Annotated in this window: 9 protein-coding genes and 1 tRNA gene; all 10 read right to left on the bottom strand. The window is 53.8% G+C overall.

The window, feature by feature from the left end:
- Nucleotides 1–366: 366 nt before the first annotated feature.
- Nucleotides 367–2,772 carry an SIR2 family protein gene (locus HW561_RS04285; RefSeq protein WP_176861970.1) on the bottom strand — a complete coding sequence of 802 codons (2,406 nt, stop codon included), beginning with the start codon at nucleotides 2,770–2,772 and terminating at the stop codon, nucleotides 367–369.
- 522 nt (nucleotides 2,773–3,294) lie between these two features.
- Nucleotides 3,295–3,384 (bottom strand) — tRNA-Ser (locus HW561_RS04280).
- A gap of 145 nt (nucleotides 3,385–3,529) precedes the next feature.
- Nucleotides 3,530–5,965 carry a DUF3772 domain-containing protein gene (locus HW561_RS04275; RefSeq protein ID WP_176861968.1) on the bottom strand — a complete coding sequence of 812 codons (2,436 nt, stop codon included), beginning with the start codon at nucleotides 5,963–5,965 and terminating at the stop codon, nucleotides 3,530–3,532.
- Nucleotides 5,965–6,999, bottom strand: coding sequence for a cysteine synthase A (locus HW561_RS04270; protein ID WP_176861966.1), 1,035 nt, complete (start codon nucleotides 6,997–6,999; stop codon nucleotides 5,965–5,967). The genes HW561_RS04275 and HW561_RS04270 overlap by 1 nt, the downstream gene beginning before the upstream one ends.
- A 68-nt stretch (nucleotides 7,000–7,067) precedes the next feature.
- Nucleotides 7,068–8,183, bottom strand: a complete 1,116-nt coding sequence (locus tag HW561_RS04265) for an NUDIX domain-containing protein (RefSeq protein ID WP_176861964.1) — start codon at nucleotides 8,181–8,183, stop codon at nucleotides 7,068–7,070.
- A gap of 30 nt (nucleotides 8,184–8,213) precedes the next feature.
- Nucleotides 8,214–8,654 carry a TrgA family protein gene (locus HW561_RS04260; protein WP_176861962.1) on the bottom strand — a complete coding sequence of 147 codons (441 nt, stop codon included), beginning with the start codon at nucleotides 8,652–8,654 and terminating at the stop codon, nucleotides 8,214–8,216.
- 15 nt (nucleotides 8,655–8,669) lie between these two features.
- Nucleotides 8,670–9,878, bottom strand: coding sequence for an SAM-dependent methyltransferase (locus HW561_RS04255; RefSeq protein ID WP_176861960.1), 1,209 nt, complete (start codon nucleotides 9,876–9,878; stop codon nucleotides 8,670–8,672).
- 69 nt (nucleotides 9,879–9,947) lie between these two features.
- Nucleotides 9,948–11,372: a cryptochrome/photolyase family protein gene (locus HW561_RS04250; RefSeq protein ID WP_176861958.1), complete on the bottom strand. Its 1,425-nt coding sequence runs from the start codon at nucleotides 11,370–11,372 to the stop codon at nucleotides 9,948–9,950.
- Nucleotides 11,373–11,420: 48 nt separating this feature from the next.
- Nucleotides 11,421–12,647 carry an aminotransferase class V-fold PLP-dependent enzyme gene (locus HW561_RS04245; RefSeq protein ID WP_176861956.1) on the bottom strand — a complete coding sequence of 409 codons (1,227 nt, stop codon included), beginning with the start codon at nucleotides 12,645–12,647 and terminating at the stop codon, nucleotides 11,421–11,423.
- A 260-nt stretch (nucleotides 12,648–12,907) separates the two neighbouring features.
- On the bottom strand, nucleotides 12,908–14,494 hold the full coding sequence (locus tag HW561_RS04240; protein ID WP_176861955.1) for a BCCT family transporter: 1,587 nt from the start codon (nucleotides 14,492–14,494) through the stop codon (nucleotides 12,908–12,910).
- Nucleotides 14,495–14,593: the final 99 nt, after the last annotated feature.

The raw sequence follows: 14,593 nt of genomic DNA, 5'->3' as shown, positions 1-14,593 counted from the left end.
GACACAACCGACAAAACCTGTCCGTCTTTGGGTTCTGTCGGTTGTGTCGGTTTTGTCAGAACGGATATCAATAAGCCCGACAATACCCAGCCAAGGGCGAAATGCACACACTCAAAACTTGAAAGCGGCCATGCCACCAAGTGAAATCCGCCTCTTGACCTCAGATTACAGTTGAGCCCATTGCCGCCATCTCTGCCCACACCGGATGCTGCAAGCGCCTAGGCCACTCAAAGTTGAAAGCGGACGACAGGGTTCCATGCTCAGGACGGAAAGAACAAGTTATTTACCTATGCACTGTTAGATCAAACATTCACCGAGAACAGACAATCTGAAGTCGGGCTAGTGAACTTACCTCCTTCACTAGTATCAACCAAACGCCGCCTCTTCAGCGTACTCAATCGCTCTCGGTATTCGGTGAAGACATTTCTTTACGTATGCATTCCGCGTAACATCGCCTTTCAGCTGTTTGAGGAAATCCTCGACTTCGCGACAAGCACCAACAAAGCCCGAGAGATCTTCTTGCGACATATCCGATTCAAACTTTTCTACAAAATCCAGATAGTTAGAAGCGACTCTGTATGGGTAGTGTCCCTGCCTTTTTGAACTCATCTGTTTTAGCAGTATCTCATGCGCATGCCAAAAGTTCACCTCAGCGGCAATCCAATCAGCGCCCTGAACCGATGACTCTAAAAGAAAACGCGCGTAATGGTTGTCAATCTGGTATGTGTCGTAGTCTGTCATTCCACCGGCTTTGGCATATGCTGTATCAAAAAGGTCCCTTGCTACAGGATAGTCCTTGAATGACATTCGCGCGATGGCGTACTGGAGCCAAAACTGAGGATCATTAATTCCGAGGCCTCGTTGTCGTAAAGTCTCATAATACTCGACGAGCTTTTCTCGCTTTCCTTTGTCTGCGAATAACCTTTCTACAAACGAGTAACGCTTGGGAAAGTTCTTTAACTTAGAGAAGTTTGTGTTGCCGCGGGCTGCTTGATCCAATTGGGTCGCAAGCTCCGCAAGTTCGTCTAAAACTTCACGGTCAGAAACAAACTCTCGAAGAAGGTACTGCGCAAAGATTGACGAAGTCATCTTTCTCCGGCCCCCTTCCACAGTAAGAAGTTCGTAGGTCCATTTTGCCCGTCCAAGGGTGACGATGCGAGCGAATGCTAAACCCAAAATTTCTTGAACTTCAGAGAAAGACGGATCGTGGCTAGATGCACTTATTGCAAGGTACTTGACTAGTTGTGCCCTAGCTTCCGCCCCAGATTCTTTTGCATCTAGAAATACAGCTTTGATCTCATTTTTGATCTGCTCTTGCCCAAACAAAAATAACATCAGGTCTCTCAGCCGCGCGCCGCAATCGACTTGGATGAATCTTCTCCGCTTGGCTGGGCTGTCACCTGCCCGGTCGCCCCAAAGCGCGTAATTATCGAGTAAGGTATCCCATGCCTCAACCTCCCTGGGCGAGAGCCGCTCTAAGTTAACCGTTAACACATCATTATCACCGTCAAACGGCTTGGAACGACTAAGCTCCAACGCTGCGATGGTGCTTGTGGTCACAACGACTGCTTTGGGAACTCCGGCACGAACAAGTTTCAAATGCGCTTCGTGGTTGTAGTAATCTGGAAACACGATCAAAACATCGGAATTGGAGCTTGCATTCTCCAAGTATTCGATATCGTCTGCCAAATCCTCCGAAAGCCCGTCGAAGTAGAAACACCTGAACTGCGCTTGGTAAAAAGTAAGCGCAATCTCCTCCAATAAAACCTTCTTCCCGCTTCCAATATCTCCGGCAATAATGGCCGTTGAACCAGCAGCAAGTGACACGGGTGATATTGACTCCATTGCCGGACGGAACACCCGGTAATCCTCCGCCTGTTGTGCAATATCCCACGAAATGCAGTTGAGTTTGACGTCCCCCTTGGAAAGGAATGGTCGCATCACTTCGATCCCCGGTTTTTCGGGGTAGACGCTCTCCAGATCATATTCTGTAAAGTTAGACAGAAAACCGTGCTTCAGACTTTCGTCTTGATGTCTGTCTCGATTCTCCAAGAGCTCGCTGAACTCGTTCACACCAATTCGATGCAGTTCTCCAAATCTTTCAAATTTGACGGTTTGCGCCCGACTCAGTTTTTCATATTGGATGAAGAATATGTTTTTTGGAGACGCAGCGCTATCAAACAATATTTTTGAAATATCAAAGTCGTACAGAGAATAGCCAACAAAAAAGATATTCCTTGCTGAATGGAAATCAGCTCTGAGTCTACCGGCCCAGGGACTATCTCTCAGCTCATTGGTTAGATATTGTACATCAGTCAGCATTATTTCTTCATCAAAATTGCTGACATTCACAGTTCCAATGAACCCATTCAGATGTATGCAACAGGGACCGTCTTTCAAGCTCCGCGGGTCTGATGATCGAGTTGGACTTGCGATATCGCCTTTATTCCATGATGATTCCACAACGTCATCATAGTTTGTCGTATAAATTCTCTTCCACGGAGCTGTTGAAATTTTTCGCTGAGCTTCGTTGGGCTCTTTGCACGTGAACATTCCCTTAAGAAGATCTAAGAGGTCTGTACGTTCTCTTTCATCCAGATACAGACCACTTATCTCCTCCAGCCCAGAGCCCTCATCTTCACCAAGTTCATTTGATAGAATTTTTGCAAGGTCGTTTGCCAACGGCATGCTTTCGCCAATAATGTTTTCAGCGCCAAGGCTGAAGCCGGCCCCCAAAACAAGAATTGATCTACCATCATCTATGCTGTTCATGGCCCTTCTGAGCCGTTCTCTATCACTTGTATGAGGCATTGCTATTCCCTTTAACTGGCATCGATTAAGATGGCTCAAGAGCTTCCCGTCAATTGGAAAATGACAGTATTTTCCGTGCTGTAGTTGTTCGAAGTCTCAAGATGCTGCCCAACTCACCGAGGTCCGGTTCGGTGGGCCGCGACGCAGTATTGATTGGTGGAGCTCAACGGCGGCAATCGGGCGCACGCGAGACTTTGCAAAGTCCGCTTTCTGTGCTTTGCCGCCTTTTCTTGAATCACAGCTAAAGAGCAACTCTCTGCCTACCCTCCACTGACAAGCCCCTCGAACGGCGACGCAGAAAACGGAGATGAGGGTCGTAGAATCCATAGATTCAGTAAATGCAGCCGTAGCTTTGTTTTAAGTAAGAATTCTTGCCAGGCGGTTCAATTGGGCTTTGAGGTTCCTCAAGGGGGAGTAAATGAGGGATAAGGAATTGGCTATTACTTAAAAATACTTAAAAATCACATACTTATTAAGTTTAAGTGGCGGAGAGACAGGGATTCGAACCCTGGAGACGGTCTCCCGCCTACACACTTTCCAGGCGTGCGCCTTCGACCACTCGGCCACCTCTCCGTGACGGCGATATTTGGACCAACGTAATCGGATTTGCAAGGCCTCATTACAGGGAAATCTGCCCTATGGTCACAAATAAGTTAAACCAACAGTTACAAGCACAATCCGACGGATATCAAAGCTGCGAGAGGCAATGAAATCCGGGCTACATTTCGTCGCCACCGTCCACGTCCAGATCAGATTCTGTCATGGCAACGGGGTCCGATGATGGCTTTGCAGGCGGTGCTTGAGGGGGCTTCACCTTGTCGGTGGAGCTGCTGGAGGCTGCGTGCAGGGCCTCGGGATTACGCAGCCACAAGTCGCGCTGAGCAAAGGGAATTTCGATCCCTTCTTCGACAAAACGCCTGTTGATCTCGTGGTTCATGTCAGACTTCACGGACAGCACCCAGTTCACGTCACGCAGGATTGCGCGGATCTCGAAATCCAGCGAATCCGCACCAAACCCTTGGAACACCACGCTGGGTGCCGGGTTGGCCAGTACCATCGGGTGACCATTGGCGATTTCACCCAGAATGGCCTCGACCCGACGTGTGTCCGTACCATAGGCCACCCCAACCGGCACAATCACCCGGCCGATGGTGTTGCCACGCGTATAATTCGTCACCACACCGCTGATCAGATCTGAATTTGGGACGATGACATCCGTCCTGTCAAAAGTCTCGATTCTGGTCGAGCGGACCGAGATGTCGCGCACATAGCCCATCATCCCGTTCACATCGATCCAGTCCCCTTTGGAAATCGGGCGTTCAACCAAAAGGATGATGCCAGAGACGAAATTCGACACGATGGTTTGCAAGCCGAAACCGATACCAACGGATAAGGCACCGGCTACAATCGCTAGTGACGACAGATCAAAGCCAGCCACCATGATGGCAACCAAAGCCGCCAGAAAAACCCCGACATAGCCCGATCCCGCGACGATCGCATTTTGCCCGCCAGGATCGATGCTGGTCTTGGGCAACAGTGAGTTCCGCAGCCCGCTTTGCAGCAGCCGCGTCAGCGTATATCCAATCGCAAATATAGCTACAAATGTCAGAAAGTTGCTGGGCGAAATCGTAACGCCGCCAACATCGAACCCCAACAGCAATCGAGACCAGACCTCGAGCAGGTCCGTTTCCCGTGCCCCCCAGTAGATCGCCAGGATCGGCAGAGCCAGGATCGCGAGCGCAAAGCCCACCAGAACGGCAAACAGCGAGTCGCGCGCAGCTTCGCCCTGCCCTGTAACCCAACCATAGACCAAGCTGATGAAGCGCTGGAAAATGACCAACCCGGCAATCAGAACCAACGTTCTTACCGCTGGAAAGACAATCGCTTCTGCCGCGTTTGTGAACCCGAATACGGCCAGGATAGGCGTCGTTATTCCGAGCAGGAACAGGGCACGCCGCAGAAACTCGACCAGTTGGCTAAATCCGGCACCCCGTGTTGAGGCGTTTGGATCATTCTGATCTTGCTGAATGTCATTAGCCCGAATGTGACGCACCCGCAGCAGAAGCAGAGCTGTAGCCACAATGACAGGAAAGCTGACCACTGCCCGCGTGGCGTCCGAGATGTTCTCAATCTGCTCGAACAAGTCGGCCAGTTCGTGCAAGATCAGCATCACGGCTAGCAAATCGATATAGATGCGTAGCTCTGTAATCTTGGCCGCAGACAGCCGTTTGAAATCATGAGCCGCGCCCATAAGAAAAATCTGACGACCGATCCAGTCATAGAAAAAGACAATCGCCGCCCAGAATGGAATATTCTCCAGCAGCAATGCACCGCGCAACCCCACGACCCCAGTCAAGCTGATCGCCATGACCGCCGCCGAAACACCAACCCATGGTAAAATAATCCGCAGCAGGGAAATCACAAACGTCCAGACGCCGGTGCCAGAGCCCCCTAACCGGCGCAGGTAGTCCCCACCTCTTTCCGACCAGTATTTGCCGTAAATCAACAAAATAGCCGATAGGACCAGCAAGGCAAAAATGCCCAACCCCCGTTCGCGAATTCGCTCACGAACTACGTCTGAGCGCAGGTTTTCGACAATCTCATTGGTTAGACTGTGGGCGGCTTCTTTGACATCCACCCATGCCGGCCTCCAATAAACCGGGTTGATTGGCGAAGGCCCCTTTTCCAACAGTTCTTTTTTCTGTCGATCTCGGATGATCTGGTCGATCTCGCTGATCAACCCGTTAGCCCGACTATAGGCCTCTTCAGAGATAATGCGGGGAACACGCAGGTCGTTTAGCTGTTCTTCCAGATGCTTGCGTAGTTTGGCGATATCTTCCGGCTCGGACGCGTCGCCCTCGGGCTTGGCACCCAAAGCTTTGATCTGACTTTCCAGCGTTTGAATGCGTTCTGTATTGGCCCCGCGCGCCTGATTAAAGTCTTCACGATAACCAACTATTTCCGAACGCAAATTCTCCAAAGCGGCATTCGAAGCTCTGTTAACCTCGATCACCGCTTCGGCCCGGTCCGCCGATTTTAACCACCCCTGATAATACTCACTTTGTCGATCCGTCAGCCTAGCATTCGCAACGCCGCCAAGCCCGGCAAGACACAGGGAAAAAAGGACAAGAAACAGGCGGACCTGTCGCAGCATCACACGTCCTCAAAGACGCCGGGAATGCTGCGTGGTACTTCGGTCATCCAGTCGGGGACTGGCAGTTCCTTTTCACGCAAGAATTCCGGATTGAACAGTTTGGATTGATACCGTGTGCCGTAGTCACACAGAATGGTCACGATGGTATGGCCCGGACCCATTTCCTTGGCTAGGCGTACCGCACCTGCCATGTTGATCGCGGTCGACCCACCCATCACCAACCCTTCTTCATGCAGCAGGTCAAAGATGTAGGGCAGCGCCTCGTTGTCCGTAATCTGATAAGAGTGATCCGGCGTGAACCCTTCAAGGTTTTTGGTCACACGCACCTGGCCGATACCTTCGGCGATCGAGCCACCCTCCGTCGCGATTTCACCAGTGGTGTAGTAGGAATAAAGCCCTGCCCCCATCGGATCGGCCAGTGCGATCTTGACGCCCTTGGGCTGCAGCACCTCGGCCACACCGGCCAGCGTCCCCCCCGACCCGGCTGCGCTGACAAAGCCGTCTACGTTGCCGCCGGTCTGTTCCCAAATCTCTGGGCCAGTTGTTTCCACGTGGGCCTGGCGATTGGCCACGTTGTCGAACTGATTGGCCCAGATCGCGCCATTGGGTTCGGTTTGCGCCAGTTCCTCGGCCAAACGGCGGGAATAATGCACAAAGTTGTTGGGGTTGCGATACGGCGCCGCTGGGACCTGCACCAATTGTGCGCCCGCCAGACGTAGCATATCCTTTTTCTCTTCCGATTGGGTTTCCGGTATCACAATCACCGTTTTGAACCCCATGGACGCCCCAACAAGCGCAAGCCCGATGCCGGTATTGCCCGCTGTCCCTTCGACGATGGTGCCACCAGGCTTCAAGTCACCTCGGGCGATTGCATCACGAATGATGTACAGCGCAGCACGGTCTTTCACGGACTGACCCGGGTTCATGAACTCGGCTTTGCCGAGAATTTCGCATCCGGTCTCTTCACTGATGCGGCGTAGCCGGATCAACGGTGTTTTTCCTACTGCGTCAGCAAGGTCTCGTGCAATGCGCATGGCACCCTCTTGTCATTTGGTATCTTGGAAGATTTACAGCCGCGTTGCCGCGACCACAAGCGTGATAGTCACGCGCGCAGGCGGTCCCGGTGGCGGGCCAACCAATGGGCCAAGGACAGCAAAGGCAAATCTTTGAAAACATGGCCATCCACCATTTGCATGAATTCTGGAAACGGCAGAATCTGAGTTCGAATGTCTTCGCCCTCGGTATCCAGGCCTCCGACGTTGGTCGTTTCCGTCAGTTCGCCAAGCCCGACATAAAGATAGATATACTCGGTGGAGGACCCGCTGGAGGAATAAGCCCCGCCGGCATATTCCAGCGTTTTGAGTTTGACATGCGCCTCCTCCAACGTTTCGCGATGTGCGGCGTTTTCTGGCGTTTCGCCGGGATCGATCATTCCTGCTACGGGCTCCCACATCCAGGGTTCGGGATCATCGATCAGGTACACCGGAGGGCGAAACTGTTCGACCAGAAGAACCGTATCACGGACCGGATCATAGGGCAGAACAACGACGGCACTACCTTGTAGCAGCGCGTTGCGGCTCAAGACTGCCCCCATAGATCCGTCATGCTGGCGATGCTGCAACTCGATCTCTTCCATTCCGAAGTAATCGACATAAGCCCGGGTGTGGCGGTGCACGATCACATCGTTGGCCACATCGCGTGGATCACTTGTTTTACGTTGGCGCGCGAACAGCTTGGCCCAGGCACGGGTCTGGATCGCAGGCATGCTGCGTGACATCGCACGGGCATCGACCTTGCCGAAATAAGCCATCTCTTCTTCAGCAGCGAGCGCGGTGACCTCTCCCAAAGCTTCAACCCAGCCTTGCAAAGACCAAAGATCGCCCGGCACCCATGCGTCAGGAGCCGGGAAAAAGACCTGTGCCGGGGCTTCGGCACCATCAGTCAGGACAACGGTCATTGGCCGCAGATCATAGTCAAACCCGCCTTCATAAAACGCCAGTCTGGCCAAATCCTCAGAGGTCAATCCGCGTGCAAGGATGCCTTTCGCGCCTGCGCCCTTGTCATGCAGGATCATCGGAAAAACCTGCCCCTGAACCGCATGGACCGCGTGGTCGCGAAGAACCGCGGTTTCCAAGGACAGCGCGCTTGCAGTGCGCCCCATTACACGTTCCAGCAGCGGAATATGCCGTAACGTGCCGTAAAAGAACAGATCAGTCACGGTTCAAACTCTCACATTAGATGACAGGGATCAGCGCCAACGGCGACTTGCTTCTTCAGTTGCCAAGCCTGCGACCACTGCCCCCACAGCCAAAGTCACAAGGATCTCGGGGACAAGCAGCAACCGGCCGTAGTCGACCCCGATTTCGAAAATCGCCTTTAACGCCTGGAACGGGCCATCGTAGCGGTTGCGCATCGCAAGCCGGAACATTTCGTAACAACCCTGTACAAACAATCCCCAGAACACCAGCGAGGCGACCCCGGTCAAACCGTTGTTCACACCAGCAGTCCAACCCTTGCCCGCACGCTTGCCCATGATCATCCAGCCACAGACCCAACCCAATGCGATGTTCACCAAGGTGAAGTAACCATAGTCTTTGCCTTCGTCACCATTCTCAATGATCATGCTCGACACCAAAAAGGCCACCACCATAAGACAAACAGCGGCAACTAAACGCGAGGCACTGGGCATTCTGATTTCCGTTCCTTAACTGGGCTTTGCTACGGTGATCTGTGTCACATCACAATTACCAGTGTCAAAGGCTGCGCCACACGCGGTCAAATAATAATTCCACATGCGGCGAAAACGCTCATCAAAACCCATGTCCGCGATCTGATCCCATTTGGCGTTGAACGTCTCATACCAGCGGCGCAGTGTCAGATCATAGCTTTTGCCGAACTCCTTTGAGCGGACCAAATTCAGTCCAGCCTGATCAATCTGTTGCCGTAATACCAACGGAGCAGGAAGCATCCCGCCGGGGAAAATATATTTCTGAATGAAATCGACGCCGTTTTTATAAATTTCCCATCGATGATCGGCGACCGTAATGATCTGCAGCGTTGCCTGCGCGCCGGGCTTTAGCCGGTCGCGCACGGTGTCAAAGTACACTGGCCAGTATTTCTGGCCGACTGCTTCGAACATCTCGATCGAGGCGATGCCGTCATAGTATCCACGCTCATCCCGGTAGTCCTGTAACTTAAAATCGATAAGATCTGAAAGACCTGCTTTTTCAATGCGCTGCGTCGCAAACTTCAACTGTTCTTCACTTATTGTCAGTCCTGTAACACGCAGACCGCGCTCTTTTGCAGCGTATTCAGCAAAGCCACCCCAGCCACAGCCAATCTCAAGGATATGGTCCCCTGGTTTAGCCCCCATTTCGTCCACCATACTTGCGTATTTGGCCGTCTGCGCATTTTCGAGGCTTTCCTGCCCTGTTTCAAACAAGGCACTGGAATAGGTCATCGTTTCGTCCAGCCAAAGCCCATAAAACTCATTGCCAAGATCATAATGGTACGAGATATTTTTTTTCGCCTGCGTCCGATTGTTGCGATGCAGCCAGAATCGTAGCCGTTCATAGGCCTGCACCAGCAGCTTCCCGGTGAAGTCATCATAGACGGCCTCAGTACCCAGATGCACCAAATCCATGAAAGACCGCAGATCCGGCGTACTCCAGTCTCCTTCCAAATAGGCGTCAGAAAAACCCAATTCGCCCTCACGGATCAGGCGGGCAAATACGTCAGGATCATGGATATCGATCCGCGCGACCGGACCCGGCCTATCTCCTTCCGAGCGAAAGATGCGACCATCCGGCAAGGAGATATCCAGACGCCCGGACTCCATCTTGCCCAACATCCTGAAGACTTGCAGGAAATACCTGGGCAGGTTTTTCTGCCCTTCGGTGGTCGTTAAGATCATCCGCTCTCCTTTGTGCAGTGGTTGCAACAGGCTAGGCCGCGATTCTGTTTCTGGCAAGTTTTCAGTTCCTTACTGGTTTTTAAGGCCTTCATAGGCCGCCAATGCGCGGTTGCGACCTTCGGATAACTCTACGATTGGCGATGGGTACGCCATGTCAGGTCGCAATCCCCATGATCTGGGAGTGGCGTCAAAATAGGCGCGAGCTGTGTCACTTGGATTCTGTTGCCCCTCGGCGATCCATCGCCGCAGATAGGCTGCGTTAGGATCAAATCGTTCCTGTTGCGTATGTGGATTGAATATCCGAAAAAACGGCGACGCGTCCGGCCCAGAACCGGCAACCCATTGCCACCCCATGGCATTGGCCGCGGGGTCCCAGTCAATCAGGCAATCCTCAAACCACTGCATTCCAATTTTCCAATGAGTCATCAAATGCTTGGTCAAATAACTCGCTACAATCATCCGCGCGCGATTGTGCATGCGGCCCGTCACATACATCTCTCTCAGCCCTGCATCGACCACGGGAATCCCGGTTCGGGCCTGCTTCCACGCAATGACATCTGGATGGTCAGGATCAGTGTTCCATGGAAAGTTGTTCCATCCCGGCCTCCAATTCCCGGTCAAAAGCTGTGGATTGTGATACATAAGGTGGTACGCGAACTCGCGCCAAACGAGCTGACGCAGGTAGTTCTCGGTGCCGTTCACCCCCATCAAGGCGGCGCGCTGCACCATGTGCCAGACGCTGCGCGGTCCGATCTCACCCAGCGAGAGATATTCCGACAGGTTCGATGTACCGTTCAGATCCAGCCTGTCCCTGTTGCTGGAATAGGTGCAAATGCGTTCCAGAAACCCATCGATATGATCCCGTGCCGCCTGTTCGCCGGGTTGAACATGCGGGCACACGATTTGCGCCCCACGGTTCATGGCCACACCCAAGTGCCAATCCGTCAATTCATCTGAAGCGGGCCAATTTTCCGGCACAGGCAAGCGGGATGGCGACATATCCGGCGTAGGCACGTCCCTACCCTGCACGGATCGCCACATCGGCGTGAAGACGCGAAATGGCTGCCCGGTTTTGGTCCCAACGGTCCAGGGCTCGAACAACAAATGCCCCGCAAATGACTTGGTTTGCACCCCTTGCTTGGACAAGGTCGATTTGATTTTCGAATCCCGCGCGATTGATGCAGGATCATAAGCCCGTGACCAGTAAACTGCAGTAGCGCCCGTTTCGGATACAAGGCCCTGCAGGTGCTCCAACGCATCACCTCGGCGCAAGATCAGGCGGCTGCCAATTTCGCTCAGAGACTGCCCAAAAACTTCCAACCCCAGCCCCAGCCGCCACTTGGGCGCGCTGCCCAACTGCTGAGAGACGCCATCATGAATGAACACCGGAATGATCGGACGGCCAGTTTCGACAGCCGCCCGCAACGCTGGATGATCCGACAGGCGTAAATCCCGTCGGAACCAGAAAATGATCGGAGACTGCTCTTGCGCCATGTTCGCCCTGTTGTTTTCTTCGGTATACGAAGCAGGGCGGAACCCGGATCACAAAACGTGGTCAAGTGCGTTCAACAACTGATCAATTTCGTGTTGCGACGTGTAGTGGGTGAAACTGACCCGAAGCACACCCTGCGCCAGATCAACCCCCATCGCCTGCAACGGACGCACCGCATAGAAGTCTCCTCCGCCAGCCATGACGCCATGTTGTGCCAGCTCTGCGGCCACAGGCTCTGCTTGCCGGTTCAAGGCCAGCGCGACGGTCGGCGCCCGTCGGGATGCCTCTGACGTGCCGATCAGGCGCACCGTGTTTCGATCTTTGACGGCATCCAGCACGGGTTGCAGCAACGCAACCTCATGCGCCCGCATCAGATCATGGACAAAAGCCCCCTGCTCGGCAGCGCCCGTGCTCGGCCCACCGTGATGGGCGCAAAGCTGTTCGACATAATCCGCCATCCCTGCACTGGCCGCGATCTGCGCGTGATCCGGACCCGCAGGCGTAAACCGCTTGTATAGGACATCTCCGTTGAAAGAATGCGCCTGGTTTGGCAGCAACTCTCCAAGTGTGCGACGCATGACCATACAACCCTGATGCGGGCCGTAGGTCTTGTAGGCCGAGAACAGATAGACGTCCGGCCCCAAATCACCGACATTCGGAAGACCATGAGGCGCGTAAGACACGCCATCCACACAGACAAAGGCCCCCGCTGCATGGGCAATCGCCGTGATCTCGGTCACCGGATTGATTTCGCCCACGACATTCGAGCAATGCGGGAAACAGACCAGACGCACCTTTTCGTCCAGCATATTCTCCAGATCTTGCGGGTTCAGTGATCCTGTATCGGGATCGATCTGCCATTCCCGAACCTCGATCCCTGCCTCGGCCAGACGACGCCACGGGCCGGAATTGGCCTCGTGATCCTGATTGGTCACCACGATGGCCTCGCCAGGTTTCATCCATTGTCGGAAAGCCTGCGCCAGTACATAGGTGTTTTGTGTGGTTGATGGACCAAAGCTCAGCTCATCCGTGTCCACACCTAGAATTGCGGCCATACGGACACGCGCCTCGTCCATTTCTTCACCGGCCAATCGGCTGGCGTCGTAAGGCGCGTATGGCTGCACTTTGCGCTGCGTATAAAATCGGGTCAGTCGATCAATAACCGGCTTACATGTATAAGACCCGCCCGCGTTTTCGAAAAACGCCTGACCCTGCAGGCTTGGTTCTGAAAAAGCCGGAAATTGCGCCCGTACGAAATCGATATCCAGAGTGCTCATGGCACCTCACTCCTCAGTCATGCGGCTCGTATCCATGAGGTGCCCGCGCATGTTTCCGGACAACTCAGAAATCATGGCAGGTCTTCCAGCCTCGCCGCAGTCTTCGTCATGAAGTTGACAAAGCGTCGGCAGTCCTTTGCGCCCGGTTTTTCCAACCGTTGGACGCGATCAATTAGCCAGTGATGCCTTCGCCGGTCAAGCCGATCCTGAGTCAAAAAAGCCCTGACGCAAGACCGGGGCTTTTTCAGTCACCCTTCAGGTCAGTGCCGCCGCCTTTCGTTCACAAGCCCGATGAAGAGCGACACGCACATCAGAACCAGAACAATCGCAAACGGAAAGCCGGTCGCAACCGCCGCAGCTTGCAGCGCCCCAAGACCACCCCCCAACAACAAAACGATCGCAATTGCGCCTTCCAGAATGCACCAGAATACACGCTGAGCCGTGGGGGCGTCGGTCTTACCGCCCGCGGTGATCGTATCGATCACCAATGAACCAGAATCCGAGCTGGTCACGAAGAACACCACGACCAGAACAATACCGATAAAGGACAGCAAGCCTGTCATTGGGAATGCTTCAAACATTTTGAACATTTTCAGCTCAAGAGCTGCGTCTGACAGAGCCTGACCTGAACCAGACATAACCTGATCCAACGCGGCGCCACCAAACACGCTCATCCACAGCGCGCCAACGACCGTCGGGATCACGATGACGCAGGTCACGAATTCACGCACTGTCCGGCCACGCGAAATGCGCGCGATGAACATGCCCACAAAGGGTGACCAGGAAATCCACCATGCCCAGTAGAAAGTGGTCCAGCCTTGCATAAAGTTGGTGTCTTCACGACCAACCCAGTTCGACAATGTCGGCAGCGCGATGACATATTCGATCATGCTGTCCAGGAAACCCGTCAAAATCGCAACCGTTGGCCCAACGATCAACACCAGCAGCAGCAAAGCCGCCGCCAGAATCATGTTCGCTTCGGACAGGCGCTTGACACCCTTGTCCAGGCCAGCGACCACCGAAACCAGCGCAAAGGCGGTGATAAGACCAATCAGCAAGACCTTCATACCGTCCGTGATTGGCACATCGAACAAGTAGTTCAGACCAGCCAGCGCCTGCGTCGCCCCCAGCCCCAGCGAGGTCGCCAGACCGAAGATGGTGGCAAACACAGCCAGAACGTCGATGATATGACCCAACGGACCCCATGTCGCTTCGCCAAACAACGGGTAGAACACAGACCGCATGGTTAACGGCAGGCCGCGATTGAAACTGAAAAAGGCCAGCGCCAATGCCACCACGGCATAGACGGCCCAAGGGTGCATGCCCCAGTGGAAAATAGTCGCTGCCATGGCCAGTTTCTTCGACGCTTCCGGGTCTTCCAAACCAGCACCCAGAGGGGCCCAGTCGGTGCGTAGGCTGTCCTCACCAACAGCAACGCCCCCAAGCGACGCACCATAGTGTGAGATCGGTTCGGCCACACCCCAGAACACCAGACCAATGCCCATGCCGGCGGCAAACAACATCGAGAGCCAGCCCGCATAGCTGTAATCGGGCTTGGCATCATCGCCACCAAGACGGATCGAGCCAAAGGGCGTTACAATCAGAAGCAGCGAAAACACCACAAAGATGTTTGCGGCGAGCATGAAAACCCAGTCGAATTTGCTGGTTAGTGCCGGACGAAGCCAGCCAAAGAACTCGCTCGCCTGCTCGCGGAACACCAACGAGAAAAAGACGAACGCGATGATGGTAAGCCCCGAAATAGCGAAGACCGGATTATGGACATCCAGACCCATGATCTGGACATTATCCTGACCGACCTCATAGTCGGTTTCCGTATTATCGGACATGACCTTTTCCTTCCCCTACTCGGTGCACCTGACATCCGGGATTGCGCAATTGCGGAATTTGAGAGCCGGGCAGACAAGAACATATGCTGAGTGAAAACG

The organism is Ruegeria haliotis (assembly GCF_013377785.1).
GTDB classification, from domain to species: Bacteria; Pseudomonadota; Alphaproteobacteria; order Rhodobacterales; family Rhodobacteraceae; genus Ruegeria; species Ruegeria haliotis.
Note: the sequence above shows the minus strand (reverse complement) of the source record. Positions and strands in the feature narration are given on the sequence as shown.

Coding starts and splice junctions, on each gene's coding strand:
- HW561_RS04275 (WP_176861968.1), bottom strand. CDS start 5,965: ATGCTGCGACAGGTCCGCCTGTTTCTTGTCCTTTTTTCCCTGTGTCTT.
- HW561_RS04260 (WP_176861962.1), bottom strand. CDS start 8,654: ATGCCCAGTGCCTCGCGTTTAGTTGCCGCTGTTTGTCTTATGGTGGTG.
- HW561_RS04245 (WP_176861956.1), bottom strand. CDS start 12,647: ATGAGCACTCTGGATATCGATTTCGTACGGGCGCAATTTCCGGCTTTT.
- HW561_RS04285 (WP_176861970.1), bottom strand. CDS start 2,772: ATGAACAGCATAGATGATGGTAGATCAATTCTTGTTTTGGGGGCCGGC.
- HW561_RS04240 (WP_176861955.1), bottom strand. CDS start 14,494: ATGTCCGATAATACGGAAACCGACTATGAGGTCGGTCAGGATAATGTC.
- HW561_RS04250 (WP_176861958.1), bottom strand. CDS start 11,372: ATGGCGCAAGAGCAGTCTCCGATCATTTTCTGGTTCCGACGGGATTTA.
- HW561_RS04255 (WP_176861960.1), bottom strand. CDS start 9,878: ATGATCTTAACGACCACCGAAGGGCAGAAAAACCTGCCCAGGTATTTC.
- HW561_RS04270 (WP_176861966.1), bottom strand. CDS start 6,999: ATGCGCATTGCACGAGACCTTGCTGACGCAGTAGGAAAAACACCGTTG.